At 75.3% G+C, this 16,155-nt stretch carries 12 protein-coding genes; 7 read left to right on the top strand and 5 right to left on the bottom strand.

Going from position 1 to position 16,155, the window contains the following annotated elements; genetic code table 11:
• Positions 1-17 precede the first annotated feature (17 nt).
• Both G9H72_RS14130 and G9H72_RS14125 read right to left on the bottom strand, forming a co-directional pair.
• Positions 18-1,295, bottom strand: coding sequence for a DUF1501 domain-containing protein (locus tag G9H72_RS14130; RefSeq protein WP_166172134.1), 1,278 nt, complete (start codon positions 1,293-1,295; stop codon positions 18-20).
• Positions 1,292-2,689 carry a DUF1800 domain-containing protein gene (locus tag G9H72_RS14125; RefSeq protein WP_166172132.1) on the bottom strand — a complete coding sequence of 466 codons (1,398 nt, stop codon included), beginning with the start codon at positions 2,687-2,689 and terminating at the stop codon, positions 1,292-1,294. The genes G9H72_RS14130 and G9H72_RS14125 overlap by 4 nt, the downstream gene beginning before the upstream one ends.
• An 88-nt stretch (positions 2,690-2,777) precedes the next feature.
• Between G9H72_RS14125 and G9H72_RS14120 the strand changes: the two genes are divergently transcribed.
• From G9H72_RS14120 to G9H72_RS14100, 5 genes are all read left to right on the top strand, one after another.
• On the top strand, positions 2,778-3,641 hold the full coding sequence (locus G9H72_RS14120) for an Fpg/Nei family DNA glycosylase (protein ID WP_166172130.1): 864 nt from the start codon (positions 2,778-2,780) through the stop codon (positions 3,639-3,641).
• Positions 3,642-3,895: 254 nt separating this feature from the next.
• A complete protein-coding gene (locus G9H72_RS21725) occupies positions 3,896-6,253 on the top strand; it encodes a DUF4012 domain-containing protein (RefSeq protein ID WP_166172128.1) in 2,358 nt (785 codons plus the stop codon).
• 140 nt (positions 6,254-6,393) lie between these two features.
• Positions 6,394-7,416, top strand: a complete 1,023-nt coding sequence (locus G9H72_RS14110; RefSeq protein WP_231126988.1) for a 3-oxoacyl-ACP synthase III — start codon at positions 6,394-6,396, stop codon at positions 7,414-7,416.
• Complete coding sequence (locus G9H72_RS14105; RefSeq protein ID WP_331272305.1) at positions 7,413-9,992, top strand: alpha/beta fold hydrolase; 2,580 nt, start codon at positions 7,413-7,415, stop codon at positions 9,990-9,992. Before G9H72_RS14110 ends, G9H72_RS14105 begins: the two co-directional genes overlap by 4 nt.
• The gene (locus tag G9H72_RS14100; RefSeq protein ID WP_166172124.1) at positions 9,989-10,954 is read left to right on the top strand and encodes an NAD-dependent epimerase/dehydratase family protein; all 966 of its coding nucleotides are present in this window, start codon (positions 9,989-9,991) and stop codon (positions 10,952-10,954) included. Before G9H72_RS14105 ends, G9H72_RS14100 begins: the two co-directional genes overlap by 4 nt.
• Before the next feature lie 24 nt (positions 10,955-10,978).
• Here G9H72_RS14100 and G9H72_RS23045 read toward each other — a convergent pair whose 3' ends face one another.
• From G9H72_RS23045 to G9H72_RS14085, 3 genes are all read right to left on the bottom strand, one after another.
• The gene (locus tag G9H72_RS23045) at positions 10,979-11,935 is read right to left on the bottom strand and encodes a GGDEF domain-containing protein (RefSeq protein WP_166172122.1); all 957 of its coding nucleotides are present in this window, start codon (positions 11,933-11,935) and stop codon (positions 10,979-10,981) included.
• Between the two features lie 284 nt (positions 11,936-12,219).
• Complete coding sequence (locus G9H72_RS14090; RefSeq protein ID WP_166172120.1) at positions 12,220-13,194, bottom strand: DNA polymerase domain-containing protein; 975 nt, start codon at positions 13,192-13,194, stop codon at positions 12,220-12,222.
• A gap of 63 nt (positions 13,195-13,257) precedes the next feature.
• Entirely contained in the window at positions 13,258-13,719 is a 462-nt protein-coding gene (locus G9H72_RS14085; protein ID WP_166172118.1) for an SSI family serine proteinase inhibitor, read from the bottom strand.
• A 298-nt stretch (positions 13,720-14,017) separates the two neighbouring features.
• On the opposite strand from G9H72_RS14085, the gene G9H72_RS14080 reads away from it, so the two are divergent.
• Both G9H72_RS14080 and G9H72_RS14075 read left to right on the top strand, forming a co-directional pair.
• On the top strand, positions 14,018-15,925 hold the full coding sequence (locus G9H72_RS14080; protein WP_231126987.1) for an amidase: 1,908 nt from the start codon (positions 14,018-14,020) through the stop codon (positions 15,923-15,925).
• Positions 15,922-16,113 carry a hypothetical protein gene (locus tag G9H72_RS14075; RefSeq protein ID WP_166172116.1) on the top strand — a complete coding sequence of 64 codons (192 nt, stop codon included), beginning with the start codon at positions 15,922-15,924 and terminating at the stop codon, positions 16,111-16,113. Before G9H72_RS14080 ends, G9H72_RS14075 begins: the two co-directional genes overlap by 4 nt.
• Positions 16,114-16,155: the final 42 nt, after the last annotated feature.

Below are 16,155 nucleotides of genomic sequence, written 5' to 3'. Positions count from 1 at the left end.
GTGTGGCACCCGGATGCCTACCGCGCCCGCACCACTCCCAGCCGCGCGGGCGCCAGCCCGGGGAAGACCGTCCGGGCCGGCACCCCGCACCGCGCCTCGAGGATCTCGGCGAGCAGCGTGCGGTAGTCCGTCGTCCCGGCGAGGTCGCCCTCGACCAGCGATCCCGCCGAGAGCCCGGGCCAGCGCCCGTGGACGCGCCCGCCGGCGACGCCGCCGCCGAGGAGCAGGACCGCGTTGCCGTTGCCGTGGTCGAGCCCGCCGGACCCGTTCTCCTGCACCCGGCGGCCGAACTCCGACAGCGTCACCACGGTCGTCCGGGAGAACGCTTCGCCGAGGTCGGCCGCGAACGCCGCGAGGCCGCGGGCCAGCTGGTCCAGCTGCCGCGCCATCCACCCGCCGTCGACACCGCCGACCCCCTCGTGCATGTCCCAGCCGCCGAGGTCGACGGCCGCGACGCGCGCGCCCACGCCTCCGCGGATCAGCCGTGCCACGTCCCGCAGCGCCTCCCCGAAGGAGCCCTCCGGGTAGGAGACTCCTTCCGGCAGCGGCGACGCCCCGGGCAGCGCGGCGGCGGTGTCGAGCGCCGACAGCGACCGCCGGGCCGCCGCGACGACGGCTTCGGGGCCGCTGGTGTGCAGCTCGGCCAGGGCGGCCTTCCACCGGGCGGTCTCGTTGCCGGCGCCGGCCAGGCTGAAGCCGGGGAGGTTGCGCAGGCTCAGCTCGGGCTGCGGGCCCGCGAAGGCGGTCGTCGTCGTGGTCGAGCCCAGGGAGGTCGCGGCGAAGGTCGACGTCGCGCCGCTCGCGCCGACCATCCGGTCGATCCAGCCGGTACGCAGGCTCGAGCCGGGCGCGGCCCGCTCCAGCTCCTCCATCGCGGCGAAGTGGCTGCGCGTCGGGTCCTTCTGCCCCACCGCGTGCACGGCGCCGAACGTGCCGGCGCGCCACAGCGGCTCCAGCGGCTTCAGCGCGGGGTGCAGGCCGAACATGCCGCCCGCGGCGATGAGCTTCGACGTGGGGACGGCGATGCCCGGCCGCGCCGCGGCGTACCCGGGGTCGCCCGCCGGCACGACGGCCGAGAGCCCGTCGAAGCCGCCGCGCAGGCTGACGACGACGAGCACGTCGCCGGTGTAGCCGGCCTCGGCCAGCGCGACCTGGGCGCCGCCGAGGTCGAGCAGCCCGCCCCCGGCGATCCCCGCGAGGGTGGCCAGGGAGGCGCGCAGGAACGTACGCCGCGACAGCCCGCGCTGCTCGGCGCAGCCACAGTCAGGCGCGGCAGACTTCAGCGAAGAGCTCATCGCAGAACCGCCTGGGGTGCGTCGAGGATCAGGGCAATCAGGTGCGGCAGCCGCCAGTGCAGGACGGGGTCCCCCTGCTTGACCGGGTCGCCCGGCCGTCGCTCGAAGAACGTGCAGATCGCCGCGCGCTGCCGGTCGGTGAGCGCCGGCACGAACAGTCGGGCCGCGACGGCGTCGATGAGAGCGGCGTACGTCATCGGCAGCGGCGAAGGCAGCCAGCTCTTCTGGTCCGGGTGGCCGAGCTCCCGGTTCCACTGACCGGCGAGGCCCAGGTGCGTCGTCCAGCGCTGCACCGTTCCGGCCGCCCCGGTCCATGCGGACGCGACGTCCGGGTAGCCGTCCGGCCGGGGCCAGGCGAGCGGCGGCTGGCCGAGGCTCTGGGCCTCCCACACCAGGCCGAGCACGCCCTGCGTGCCCGACGGGGGCGGCGCGATGCCGAGGGCGCGGACGGCCGCGACGAGCGACTCGTACGGCGTGCGGGCCTTCCGGCCCTCGCTCGCCCAGAACTCCGCGGAGCCGAACAGCGCGCGCAGCACGGGCACGATCGCGGTGCCGTTGCGGCGGTACGTCGCGGCGAGCGTGCGGACCAGCTTCGCCGACGGGGTGTCGGAGACGAAGCGGACGGCGAGCCGGCGGGCGACGTTGAGCGCCGTCGCCGGGTGGTGCGCGAGATAGCGCAGGTACGCCTCGGCGACCTTCCTCCCCCCGGCGGGGGTCGCGTTGGCGTGCCGGAAGCCGAGCACGCGGACCGGGCCGGTCCAGTGGTCCTGCGGCTTGTAGACGAACGGCCCGCGGTCCCAGTCGACCGACAGCCCGGTGAGGATCCGGGCGGAGTCGCGGACGTCGCGCTCGGTGTAGCCGCTGGCCCGGCCGACCGTGTGCAGCTCGAGCAGCTCGCGGCCGAGGTTCTCGTTCGGCTGCCAGCGGTTGCTGGACGCGCCGTCGAGGAAGCGCAGCATCGCCGGGTGCATGATCGCCCCGACGAGCATGTCGTCGAAGCGGCCGAGCGCGTGCTTGCGGATCACGTCGCGGTCGTAGCGGTGGCGGGTGCCCCAGACCTCGCCGGAGGGGTTCGTGACGTTGAGCTGGTTGGACCAGACGTCGACGAGCACCTCGAGCAGCTGCCGGCGCGACCAGCAGGCGCGGGCGACCGCCGCGGAGCTGAGGGCCATCATCGTGTCCCAGCCCTTGTCCGAGCGGTGCGCGGTGCGGATGTCCCAGCGCAGCTGGGGCCAGCGGGACAGCAGCGCGTCCATCGCGGGGTCCGGGATCGCGGCCGGGCGCAGCTGGCGCTCGAGCCAGGCGCTCGTCCCCAGCGAGCGGATCTCCGCGACGAGCTCGGGGGTCGGTCCCCATGCCGCGCGGCGGGCCAGGTGCAGGGCGGGGTCGCTCACCCGGGGTGTCTCGGCAGCCGCGGGCCGCTCCTGTACGCCTGGAGCGGAGTCCTTCCGATCCCGCCCGCGCTGGCGCAAGATGATCGGCGTGCCTGAGCTGCCCGAGGTGGAGGCCCTCGCCCGTTTCCTGACCGAGCGGGCCGTGGGCCGCGTCGTCGCGCGCGTCGACGTCGCGGCGATCAACGTGCTGAAGACGTACGACCCGCCGGTCACCTCGCTCGGCGGCCTCGAGATCACCGCCGCCACCCGGCGCGGCAAGTTCCTCGACCTCGACGTCTCCGGGCTGCACCTCGTGATCCACCTGGCCCGGGCCGGCTGGCTGCGCTGGAAGGAGTCGCTGCCGGCGGTGCCGCCCCGTCCGGGGAAGGGCCCACTGGCCCTGCGGGTGCACCTCGACGACGGGTCGGGCTTCGACCTCACCGAGGCCGGTACCCAGAAGCGGCTCGCGGTCTACGTCGTGCCCGACGTCGAGCAGGTGCCCGGTATCGCGCGGCTGGGGCCGGAGCCGCTCGCCGCCGAGTTCACCGTGGACGCCCTCGCCGGGATCCTTCAGGCGGCGGGCAAGGCGCAGGTCAAGGGCGTGCTGCGCGACCAGTCCGTCGTCGCCGGGATCGGCAACGCGTACTCCGACGAGGTCCTGCACGCGGCGCGGCTCTCGCCGTTCAAGCCGGCGTCGAACCTCACCTCGGAGGAGGTGCTGCGCCTGCACGCGGTGATCCGCGAGGTGCTCGAGGACGCCGTGGGCCGGTCGGTCGGGCTCGCGGCCGGCGAGCTGAAGGCGGAGAAGAAGACCGGCCTGCGGGTGCACGGGCGGACGGGCGAGGCGTGCCCGGTGTGCGGGGACACGGTCGCGGAGGTGTCCTTCGCGGACCGGTCGCTGCAGTACTGCCCGACCTGCCAGACCGGCGGCCAGAAGCTGGCCGACCGCAGGCTGTCGAAGCTGCTGCGCTGAGACGCTCCGCGGGCGATCGCTGCCGGCCGCGGGGGCGTGGCGATCATGACGTCCGGCGCACCGCATGGGGGCACCGGGTGGACGCGGTCGCGTGACCACCGCCTCGGCGACGCGCCCCGCTCCCGAGGAGGCCGACGGAGCAGGGCCGCGCCTGCACTGAACCCCGGGGAGCGCGCAACGGCTCCGACTCGTCGTACGCACGTAGACTCGTCCTCTCGGACTCGCCTCCCTGCCGTCGACCCCGGGACTCGCCTGTGACGCTCCGCCACGACCCCCGTGCCGCGACGCCCGAGCCGCCGCCCGCGCTGATCCAGGACTCGGACGCCGAGACGGTGGTGTGGCAGCACCCGCTGGACCGGGTCGAGGTCGTCGAGGACGGGCGCGAGGCGCGGTGGAAGCGCGCGCTGGTCTGGCGCCGCTGGAGCAAGTGGCCGCGGTGGCGCAAGCCGGTGCTCTGGGCGGTGGGCGTCCTCGTCGTCGCGGGTGCCCTCGGCGCGGCCGGGGCCTGGATGGCGCTCGGCCTGCTGCAGTCGGCCCGCGACATCCAGAACTCCGCCAACGGCGCCCAGGACGAGCTCGAGGCGTTCCGTACCCAGCTCACCGGCGGTGACCGGGCCGGCGCCGTGGCACACCTGGACGCCGCCGCAGCGCACCTGGCGGTCGCCGAGGACGCGGCCGACAAGCCGCAGGTCCGCATCGCGGGGCACCTGCCCGTCGCCTCGACGGCCGTCGACGACCTCGACCACCTGCTCGCGGCGGCCGGCCAGATGGTGACGGCCGGCAGGACGGGCGTGGACGTCATCGGCGTGGTGTCCGGGGGGACGGGGCCGAAGGTCTACGCCGACGGCAAGTTCTCCATCCCGGTCATCCGTGACACCGCCACCCGCGCCGAGGAGATCAGCCGGCTGACGGCGAGCGCGGAGCGCGAGCTGCTGGCCGTCAAGGGGACCGCCCCCAAGACCGAGCGCGTGCTGGAGGCCAAGGAGACCGCTCTGGAGCAGGTGCGCGAGCTGCGTACGCAGATGGCTGCCGCGCTGCCGCTCCTGCAGCAGCTTCCGGCCATGGTCGGCGAAGGTGGTGCGAAGGACTACCTGCTCGCGATCCTCAACCCGGCGGAGATGCGGGCCTCGGGCGGTGCGCCGCTCACCGTCGCCACGATGCGGCTCGACGAGGGCGCGCTGTCGATCCCCCAGAAGAACGCCACGGGCAGCATCCGCTGGCCCAACGCGCTGCCCAAGGGGCCGAACGACCCGAGCACGCCGTGGGTCAACCCGCCGCTGCCGTGGGAGCCCGTTGCCGACGACCCGATCACCCCGAAGCTCAAGGGTGAGGCCCAGGGCATCCCCTTCGTCAACTCGAACGTCAACCCCGACTTCCGGGTCGCGGGCGAGAACATGGCCCGCGCCTGGGAGGGCGGCACGGGGCAGAAGGTCGACGGTGTCATCGCGCTCGACATCGCGGCCGTCCGTGAGCTGCTGCGCTCGACGGGGCCGGTGACCAGCGCGGCGTACGGCGAGGTCAACGACGTCAACATCGTGCAGCGGCTGCTCGCGGACGCCTACTACGAGCAGGACGACGTCGCGCGGGCCGGGCTCAACCTCGCGCTGATGACCGCGGTCGTCGACCGGCTCTCGCAGGGCGAGGGCCTGCTCGACAAGGTCAAGGCCCTGGCGGCCGCCGCTCCCAGCCGCCACCTGCAGGTGTGGTTCCGTGACCCGACCGCCCAGCAGATGGCTGCCGACAACGGCTTCGGCGGCGCGGTGGCGGACCCCTCGAGCGGGGACCACATCGCGGTCTTCGCCCAGAACGGCAACGAGTCCAAGGTCGACGTCTTCGCCCAGCGCACGATCGACGAGGTCGTCCGGCTGCAGGAGGACGGGTCGGCCACGGTCACCCGGACGATCACGCTGCGCAACACCGCGCGCGCGGTGCTGCCCGAGTCCCTCAACCGGAAGAGGGGCTACCGCACCGCCTGGTCCTGGGTCGGGCTCACCCACCTGCTGCCCGAGGGCGCGGAGGTGCTCACCCCGCCGGGGCGGCCGGCCGGGGCCGTCGGCGACGCCCAGACCGGCGTCGACCAGGCCGGACGGCCGTACTGGTCGCAGGTGGTCGAAGTGGCGCCCGAGGGGTATGCAACACAGGTGCTGGAGTTCCGCATCCCGAAGGCCGCCGAGATCACGGACGGCGGGATGCGTCTCACGCTCACGCTCGACCCCGACAACGGGCTCAACCCGGTGCGCTCCCGGACGGTCGTCCTCCCGCCGGCCGGGTGGCAGGCCGTCGCGGCGCCAGGCGTGGAGGTCGTGTCCGGGCAGGCCGTCGTCAACGCCGTCATGGTGGCCCAGCAGACGGTGCAGATCCCGCTCGTGAAGGGCACGGCGCCGGCTGCCGGCCAGACGGGGCAGACCGGGCAGCCCGGCGTGCCCGCGCCGGACGCCTCGCTGCCGGTCGTGCCCGACCCGGCGGCCACGCTGGACCCGGGCGCCACCCCCGCTGCCGGCACGGCCGGCGGCACCGGTGTCCCGGACGGCGCCGGTGTGGACGGCACGGGCGTCCCCGACGGCACGGCGGGCCTCCCCGCCGACGGGGCCGTCGTGCCCCGCCCGCGTTGAGCGGCCGGCCGGAGCGCCCGGCAGCGGACGCAGCCGCCGTGGCGGGCACTCGGCCCCCCGGAGGGGCTGACGCGTCAATGGACAATGGACAGGTGCGGTTGGGCGCACCCACGCCGCTCGACCCGAACCTGAGGACCCCCTTGAACGGAAACGCTTCCTACCGCCACACCGACACGGCCCTGCTGTCCGTGTCGGGCCTCGAGGCCCCGGTGGTCGTCACGTCGGCCCAGATCGACGAGTGGCTCGAGCCCACGATGAAGCGCCTGGGCCTGCGGGCCGGGATGTTCGAGAAGCTCGCCGGCATCGTCGAGCGGCGCTGGTGGCCCGAGGAGGTGTCGTTCGCCGACGCGGCCGCGATGGCCGGTGCCAAGGCGCTCTCGGAGGCGGGCATCGACGCGTCCGCGGTCGGGCTGCTGATCAACACCTCGGTCTCCCGTGACCACCTCGAGCCCAGCACGGCCTCCGCCGTGCACCACACGCTGGGGCTGCCCCGCTCCGCGCTCAACTTCGACCTGTCCAACGCCTGCCTGGGCTTCGTCAACGGCATGCAGCTGGCCGGGACGATGATCGATGCAGGGCAGATCGACTACGCCCTCATCGTCGACGGCGAGGGCGCCCGGCGTACGCACGAGGCGACCATCGCCCGCCTGCTGCGGCCGGAGACCACGAAGGCCGACTGGCTGCGCGAGTTCGCGACCCTGACGCTCGGGTCCGGCTCGGCCGCAGCGGTGCTCGGCCGCGCATCCGACCACCCCGGGGCGCACCGGGTCCTCGGCGGCATCTCGCGCGCCGGGACCGAGCACCACGAGCTCTGCGTGGGCGACCTGGAGCAGATGCGCACCGACCACGGCGCGCTGCTCGAGGCCGGCGTGGCGCTCGCCGAGCGAGCCTGGGCCGAGGCGGCCGACGAGTGGGACTGGTCGCACATGGACGCCTACGTGATGCACCAGGTGTCCAAGGTCCACACCGCCACGATCATCGACCGGCTCGGGCTGGACGCCGCGAAGTTCCCCGTGACGTTCCCGCGCCTGGGCAACATCGGCCCCGCCGCGCTGCCGATCACGCTCGCGCAGCACCAGCAGCACCTGACCGCGGGCGACCGCGTGCTCTGCATGGGGGTGGGCTCCGGGCTCAACGTCTCCTGCGTCGAGATCGCCTGGTGAGGGCAGCCGCCCAGCTGCCCCCTCCGGGCCTTCCCGGGCTCGACGCGCGCTGGTCGCGGCTGGTCGAGACCCCGGACGAGGACGGCACCCCGCGCACCTGGCACGTGCTCGACAACGGTGGGACGCTCACGAGCGAGCCGGTCGGGACGCTGCTGTGCGTGCACGGCAACCCGACCTGGTCCTACCTGTGGCGCTCGCTGCTGGCCGCGGCCGCCGAGCGCGACGCCCGGGGCGAGCCCTCGTGGCGGGTCGTGGCCGTGGACCAGCTCGACATGGGCTGGTCCGAGCGGACGGGCACCGTACGCCGCCTGCAGCGCCGCATCGACGACCTCGGCGCGCTCACCGACGCGCTCGGCCTGACCGGCCCCGTCGTCTCCGTCGGCCACGACTGGGGCGGCGTGATCTCGCTGGGCTGGGCGCTGGCCCACCGGGAGCAGCTCTGCGGCGTCGTGCTCACGAACACCGCCGTCGCGCAGCCCGAGGGTGCCCCGGTGCCTCCGGCGCTCGCGCTCGCGCGCTCGGTACTGCCGCTGTCCACCGTGCACACACCCGCGTTCGTCGCGACCACGCTCGCGCTCGCCTCCCCCCCGCTGGCGGCGGACGTGCGCCGGGCGTACCTCGAGCCGTACGCCTCCCGGGGCCGGCGGGCCGCGGTGGGCGGGTTCGTCGACGACATCCCGCTCGCGCCCGACCACCCGAGCACCCCCGCGCTGTCGGCGGTGGCCGAAGGCGCGCGCACCCTCACCGACGTGCCGGCGCTGATCCTGTGGGGGCCGCGCGACCCGGTGTTCCGCGAGCGCTACCTGCACGACCTGCGCGACCGGCTCCCGCACGCGGACGTGCACCGCTTCGAGGGCGCCGGCCACCTGCTGGCCGAGGACGCCGACGTGGCCGGCACGGTCTTCGAGTGGCTCGACGCGCTGACCGACCCGGCCGCCCCCCCGCCCCCCGCCCCGGCCGCCGCGCGCGTCCCGCTGTGGTCGGCCCTGCAGGAGCGCGCGGGCGACCCCTCGCCCGCCGTCGTCGAGCTCGGCGCCTCCGGGCGCACCGTCTCCTGGTCACTGCTCGCCCGGCGCATCGACGAGCTGGCCGCGGGCCTGGCCGACCTCGGCGTACGCCGCGGCGACCGCGTCGCGCTGCTCGTGCCGCCCGGCGCCGACCTCACCGCCGCCCTCTACGCCTGCCTGCGCCTCGGCGCCCCGGTCGTCGTGGCGGACGCCGGCCTCGGCCTGCGCGGCTTGACCCGCGCCGTCCGCGGGGCCGCCCCGGCGTACGTCATCGGCATCCCGCGCGCCCTGGCCGCCGCCCGGGCGCTGGGCTGGCCGGGCACGCGCATCGCGGCCGGGCCCGTCGACGCGGCGACGGTGCGCCTGCTGGGGGCGCGCACGACCCTGGCCGGGCTGGCCCGGCGCGGGTCCGGGAGCGCGCTGCCGGAGCCACCCCCGTCCGAGGCCGACGCGGCCGTGCTCTTCACCTCCGGCTCGACCGGGCCGGCCAAGGGCGCGGTCTACACCGTCGCCCAGCTGGAGGCGGTCCGCGACGCGCTGTCGTCGGCGTACCTCGTCACCGGGGGCACCCGGCTGGTCGCCGCCTTCGCGCCGTTCGCGCTGTTCGGGCCGGCCCTCGGCGCGGTGTCGGCCGTGCCGGACATGGACGTGACCGCGCCCGGCACGTTGACGGCGGCCGCCCTGGCCGACGCCGTCGCCGCCGTGGACGCCACGACGGTCTTCGCGTCGCCGGCGGCCCTGGTGTCCGTCGTGGCGACCGCCGACCGACTGACCCCGGCGCAGGTGGCCGCGCTCGGCGGGGTCGAGACGCTGCTCTCCGCGGGTGCTCCGGTCCCGGCCGCGCTGCTGCGCCGGGTGCTGGCCCTGATGCCGCGCGCGCAGGCGCACACGCCGTACGGCATGACCGAGGCGTTGCCGGTCACCGACGTGACGCTGGCCGAGGTCGAGGAGGCCGGGCCGGGGGCGGGCGTCTGCGTCGGGCGCCCGCTCGCGCAGGTCGAGGTCGCGGTCAGCCCGCTCGACCCGGCGGGCGGCGCCACGGGCACGTTGACCGCCGAGCCGTACGTGCTCGGGGAGATCGCGGTGCGCGGTGCGCACGTCAAGGACCGCTACGACGCTCTCTGGCGGACCGAGCGGGCCAGCCGGCGCGACGCCGGCTGGCACCGGACCGGGGACGTCGGGCACCTGGACGGCGAGGGCCGGCTCTGGGTCGAGGGCCGGCTGGCCCACCTCGTCCTGACCGCCGACAGGCCGTTGCCGCCGGTCGGTGTCGAGCAGCGGGTCGAGTCCCTGCCTGCGGTGGCGCGCGCGGCGCTCGTGGGGGTCGGCCCGGCCGGCACGCAGCAGCCGGTCGTCGTGGTCGAGCCGCTGCCACCCGTACGCCGCGGCGGGCTCGCCCCGCTCGCGCTCGCCGACGAGGTGCGCGCGGTGGCCGGGGTGGAGGTCGCGGCGGTGCTGGCCGTGCGCGAGCTGCCGACCGACATCCGGCACAACTCCAAGATCGACCGGTCGCGCGTCGCGGCCTGGGCGTCGCGGGTGCTCGCGGGTGAGCGGGTCGGCGCCCCGTGAGGGCGCTCGTCACCGGCGCGAGCGGGATGCTGGGCGGCGCCGTCGCAGCCGCGCTCGTCGCCCGAGGTGACGAGGTGCGCACGCTGCAGCGCCGGCCGTCCGGCGTCGAGGGGGCGCAGGACGTGCGCGGCGACATCACCGACCGGGCGACGGCCCGCGGCGCTCTCGCGGGCGTCGACGGGGTGGTCCACCTCGCCGCCCGCGTCGGCATCGTGGGTACCGAACAGCAGTTCGTGGAAGCGAACATCGTCGGTACGCAGGTGCTCCTCGACATGGCGCGTGAGGCGGGGGTGCCGCGGCTCGTCTTCGTCTCCTCCCCGTCCGTCGCGCACGCCGGCCGTTCGCTGATCGGCGTCGGGGCCACACCGGCCGACCCGGAAGCCGCTCACGGCCACTACTCGCGGACCAAGGCAGCCGCGGAGCAGCTCGCCCTCGCCGCCGACTCGCCGTCCCTCGCCGTCGTCGCGATCCGCCCGCATCTCGTCTGGGGCCCGGGGGACACGCAGCTCGTTGCGCGAATCGTGGATCGGGCACGCTCCGGGCGGCTGGCCCTGGTCGGGTCGGGCGCAGCGCTGATCGACACGACCTACGTCGACAACGCTGCTGCCGCGATGGTCGCCGCGCTGGACCGGGCCGACGTCGCGCACGGCCGTCCGCTCGTCGTGAGCAACGGCGAGCCGCGCACCGTGGCCGAGCTCTTCGAGCGGATCTGCCGCGCAGCCGGGGTCGCGCCGCCCCGGCTGCACGTGCCCTTCCCGGTGGCCGCGGCCGGGGGGGCACTGGTCGAGCGGGTGTGGAGCGCGCTGCGGCGGCAGGACGACCCGCCGATGACGCGTTTCCTCGCCGAGCAGCTCGCCACCGCCCACTGGTTCGACCAGCGGCGGACGCGCGAGCTGCTGGCGTGGGAGCCGCAGGTGTCGCTGGCCGAGGGGTTCGACCGGCTCGCGGCGGCGTACGCCTGAGACCGGGCCGGCCGGGGCGAGCGCTCAGGCGCTCTGCCGTGCCCGCTTGTGCACGTACAGGTCGGCGTCGGTCCGGCTGAGCCAGGAGTCGAAGCTCTCGCCCTCCTGCCACTGCGCGGTGCCGGAGGTCCAGCTGCCGTCGGGGGTGGCCTGCCGCAGCCGGTGCAGGACCCCGGCGGCAGCGACCCGGTCGGTGTCGGGCATGAGCAGCACGAACTCGTCGCCGCCGTACCGGCCGAGGACATCGCTGCGCCGGAGCGCCCCCTGCCAGGCCCGCGTCAGGGTCCGCAGCAGGTGGTCGCCGGCCTGGTGCCCGTCCCGGTCGTTGACCGCCTTGAAGGCGTCGAGGTCGAGCAGCGCCAGGCTCACCGGGCGGCCGGTCCGCTCACCCAGGCGCAGAGCGCGGTCGGCCGCCTCCGCGAACGCGGACCGGGTCAGCAGGCCGGTGAGCGGGTCGCGGTCCGCGAGCACGCGCAGCCGGGACGCCAGCGAGTTGATCGTGACGGCGACCGCGCCGATGCTCGCGCTGGCGAAGGCCCAGGTCTGCGCGGCCGACGGGAGCCCCGCCGCGGCGAGCCCGGCCGCGAAGCCCGCGCCCATGAGCAGCAGGTGGGCGAAGGCGGCCCGGCGGGAGAAGAACCAGGCGGCGTACATGGCCGGCCAGAGGAAGCAGTAGGACGTGACGGCGGCCCCGGCCGAGGTCGTGCAGGCCGAGATCCCCGCGCTGAGCACGAGCGTGGCGAACGCGACGAGGACGTGCAGCGCGGCACGCGGGACGGCACGCAGCCGCAGGAGCACCGTGCCGAGGGCCAGCCCGGCGACGCCGAGCAGGAAGGAGAGCCCGCGCGGGGCGGTGGGCGAGAAGGGGACGGCGGCGGTCATCAGGCCGAGCACCCCGGCGAAGAGGCAGCTGCGGGCGAGCACCCGGGTCTCGGACGGGGCAGCAGATGCTGCCGGTGCCGGCGGCGGGGTCTTCTTCACGCGCACTCCAGGTGTCTCCGCCTCGACCTACACGGCCCGAGGGCGGCATGCCTCCTTCGACGACAGGTCTGCGTGGGTCAACTACCCGTGGCTCCCGCAGCTACCCTCGCCTGCCGTCCGCCGGCAGCACCGACGGTCGAGTCCCCGATCGGCCCGGGACCGGCCGAGCTGAGCCGGCGCGAGCGGTCCAAACCGGCCGGACGGGTGACGTCCGGGCAGAGCCTGGTCAGCCCGGGCCGCGTCTCCACCGTGGGGCGGGTGCCCGTCCAGGGGCGGGCAGGACGTCAGTCCTCGGCCGCGGACTCGGCGGCGCGGCGTGCCCGCGCCCGGCGCTTGCCGGCGTGCATGGCGGCGACCCGTGCCACCGGGATCGTGTGCCCCTCGGCCAGCAGGTCCTGCGGGAGCACCTGGGGCGGCGGCATCAGCTCCGCCCAGGGGTCGGCCCCGGCGAGCAGCCCGGGCACGGTCCGGATGGTGTACGCCGCCGGAGAGGCGCCCTCGAGGCTCTCCCAGGCGATCGGGAACGACACCGGTGCCCCGGGACGGGCCCGCGGGGTGTAGGCCGCCGCCAGCGTCGCGCCCCCCGCGCGCGTCGCGTCGAGGAACACCTTGCCGCCGCGCTCCTCCACGACGAACGCCGTGGTGGCCAGCTCCGGGTCCAGCCGCTCGGCCCGGGCGGCGAGGGCCCGCGTGGCGGCCGCGGCGTCGGAGGCTGCCTGCCCGGGCGCGAGCGGCACCACGACGTGCACGCCCTTGGCGCCGCTGGTCTTCGTCACGGCGGCCAGGCCCGCGTCGTCGAGGGCCCGGCGGACGAGCAGGGCACCGGCGACGGCGCGGTCGAAGGCGTCCGGGACGTCCGGGGGGTCGACGTCCACGACCAGGTGCGTGGGCTCGTCGAACGCCAGGCCGCGGAAGAGCGTGGGGTGGTACTCGACCGCCCGCTGGTTCGCGAGCCACAGCAGCGTCTCGCGGGAGTCGCAGACCGGGTAGTGGACCGTCCGTCGGCCGTCCTGCGTGGGCACCTCGAGCGTGGGAACGGACGCCGGGGCGTACGTCGGGAGGTTCTTCTGCATGAAGGGCGCCTGGCCGCGCAGCACGCGGACGACGCTCAGCGCGCGCCCGCGGAGCACGGGCAGCAGCCGGTCGGCCATCGCCTCGAGGTAGTCGACCAGGTCGCGCTTGGTGACGTCCGAGCCCTCGAGCAACGGCTGGTCCAGGTTGGTCAGCCGCACCCCCGCGGCCTGCTCCTCCTCGGGCACCCGGCCATCCTGCCGCCCGTCCCGTCCCCTGTCACCCGCGGCAGCAGCGGGGTCGTGGACGGCTCAGGTCGTCGGCTGCAGCAGCGGGCGCAACCGGCCCCACTGGGCGATGCGGCAGCCGTCGGTGCGGTCGAGCGACACGTCGACCGGCTTCCCGTCGAGGGTCCCCTGCACCCTGGCCGTCTCCGGCCCGCCGAACTGCTCGGTGCACACCTGGTCCGGCAGGGGCAGCTGCTCGAGCCCGTACGCCGCCAGCGCGGCGCAGGCGTCGGCCGCCCGCGGGTGGTCGCCGCCCGGCGGGTCGCAGGTCAGCGTCCAGTCGTAGGCCATGTTCGCGGCGAGGTCGACGGTGACCTGCAGCCGGGTGGGGGCGCCCGCCGGGTCGGTCGCCGGCGTCCCCGGCTCGGGGGTGCCGACGCCCGCGGAGGCGGTCGGCACGGCGCTGGTCGGCGTACCCGCGTCGTCCTCGCCCCCGCAACCGGCGAGGGCCAGCAGGGCCGCGGCGGCTATCGCAGCTGTGCGCATGGTGGTGAGACGTCCGCCCGGCGAGCGCGGTTCCGGTGCGGGGTGCCCAGCAGCGAGGCGGCCGGCACCCGGGGCCGGTGACCCTCGTCACGCCCATTCGGCCCAAACCGTCGGAGCGTGTTTCGCGACCGTAAATCCATCGGGCGTCGCGTAAATAGCCGGTTCCGGCAAGCGCGACGGGCGGTTCGACCTGCGAACGTTCTGCAGCGCCGTCCCGACCCGGCCCGGCGCACGGGCCCGTCACCGTCCCCGCCACGTGCCTGTCGCACCCTCGTTCGAACCCGGAGCTGCTCGCCCGATGACCGATCTCCCCGCTCCCGCGTCGACCGACCTCGACGCCGAGCTCCCCGCGCAGCGCGGCTTCAGCCGCCGTTCGTTCCTCGGCCGCGGTGCGGCCCTCGCCGCCGGGGGCGCTGCGGCGTCCGTCGTCGGCGGCGTCGCCGTCGCGCCGGCCGCGCACGCCGCCGCCCCGTACCCGATCACCAAGGACCTGCCCAAGCGCCAGCACATCCCGACGCGCGCCCGGATCGTCGACTACGAAATCGTCGAGATGATCGTGCTCCTGCGCAGCCGGGAGCTGACCGCCGTCCAGATCACCCAGGCCTACCTCGACCGGATCGACACGTTCAACGGCCCCTTCGAGGTCTACGGCGACAACGGCGGCTACAACGCCTTCGCGCGCATCGACCGCGAGGAGGCGCTGGCCCAGGCCGCCGCGGCCGACGCGTGGCTCAAGCGGGAGAACTACTCGCTGAACGTCCCCCCGCTCTGCGGCATCCCGTTCGGCATCAAGGACTCCGTCGCGATCAAGGGCCGGGAGTCCAAGAACGGCACGCACGCGTACGACGGCAACGTCGCGTCCCAGGACGCCACGATCGTCGCCCGCCTCCGCGCGCAGGGCGCGGTCCTCATCGGACACACGGTGGCGTCGGCGTTCTCCGGCTCGATCAGCGGCACGTTCTCCGGCAACGCGTGGAACAAGAAGTACATCCCCGGTGGGTCCTCGCAGGGCTCGGGCGTCGCGCCGATCGCCCGTCTCGCGGCGGCCACGATCGGCGAGGAGACCGGCGGCTCGATCATGATGCCGGCCGCGATCAACGGCGCGAGCGGCATCAAGCCCTCGCTCGGCCTGAACCCGGTTTCCGGTGTCATGCCGCTGTCCCCCGGCTACGACGTGGTCGGCCCGATCGCGCGCTCCGTCCGCGACGCCGCGCTGATCCAGTCGGTCATCCAGGGCCCGGACCAGGTCAACGACCCGATCTCGCTCTCGGCACCGATCCCCGCGCCGCAGATGCCGATCGAGGCGCGCAACGGCAAGAAGCCGCTGACCGGCGTGCGCATCGGCGTACCGCAGACGGACTGGATGAGCGGCTCGGCCATCGGCACGCCCCCGGCCAACTCCTACGACGCGGACTACCTCGCCGCGTTCAACCGCTTCAAGGCCGAGCTGGTCAAGCTGGGCGCCGAGGTCATCGACTTCCCCGGCCTCGACGTCACGAAGATCGAGAACGACCCGTACTTCAGCGCGGGCGCGAGCACCGTCCTCTTCCGGACCTCCGACGGCGCGGCGATCTCGCCGGCGAGCGCGGTGCTCAGCCCCAACCGCTTCGAGATCGGCTACTGGGAGGCGGTCAAGCAGTTCGCGGCGACCGTCCCCACCCCGCAGGCGAACACGCTGCGCAGCAACTTCGGCGACTACGACGTCGCGACCCGCCGCGCCGGCGAGGTGCCCGAGTCGGTGCGGATGGAGGGCGAGCGCCGCCGCAAGCAGCTGCAGGCCAACTTCCAGAAGGCGCTCGACGACTACGGCGTGGACTTCATGCTCGTCCTGCCGCTCGGCGCCAAGGCCGGCCCGCGTACCGGCGGGACGCAGCTGCGCAACTACCGCCGCTACTACCAGCTGCCGAACGCCCTGACCTGGCCGATGGTCAGCTTCCCGATCGGCATGGACTCCACCAGCGAGCCGCTCCCGATCAACGCCGCGTTCTGGGGCCCGCGCTTCACCGAGGCGCAGATCGTCCAGGCGGCGATCGACTACCAGGCCAACTACCCCGAGTGGAACCACATGGCTCCGCCGGACCCGGCCCCGGTCGTCAGCACGATGTCGCTGCGTCGCCTGTCCGTGCAGGCGTCGGGCGAGACCGGCGCGGACGTCCCGCCGGAGCTCTCGGCCGACCCGCTGATCGCCGAGGAGGCCTTCAAGTGAGCCTCGCCGTCCCCCAGGCGTTCTTCGCCGTGCCGTGGCGCCCGGTGGAGCACGCGACCGTCTACCTCGACACCCCCGGCAAGGACGCCCAGCCGTTCTTCGCCGTCCCGTGGGGCCACAAGGCCGGGGCGGTCTACTACCCCTACGACCCCGAGGACGCCTTCGAGGCCGCGTCGGACCGCGTCTGACGCCCTTCCCGCACGCCGCGTGCCCCGCCGTCTCCCCGGAGA

The organism is Motilibacter aurantiacus (assembly GCF_011250645.1).
In the GTDB taxonomy this organism is placed as follows: domain Bacteria; phylum Actinomycetota; class Actinomycetes; order Motilibacterales; family Motilibacteraceae; genus Motilibacter_A; species Motilibacter_A aurantiacus.
This window is presented reverse-complemented; position numbering and strand designations above follow the sequence as displayed.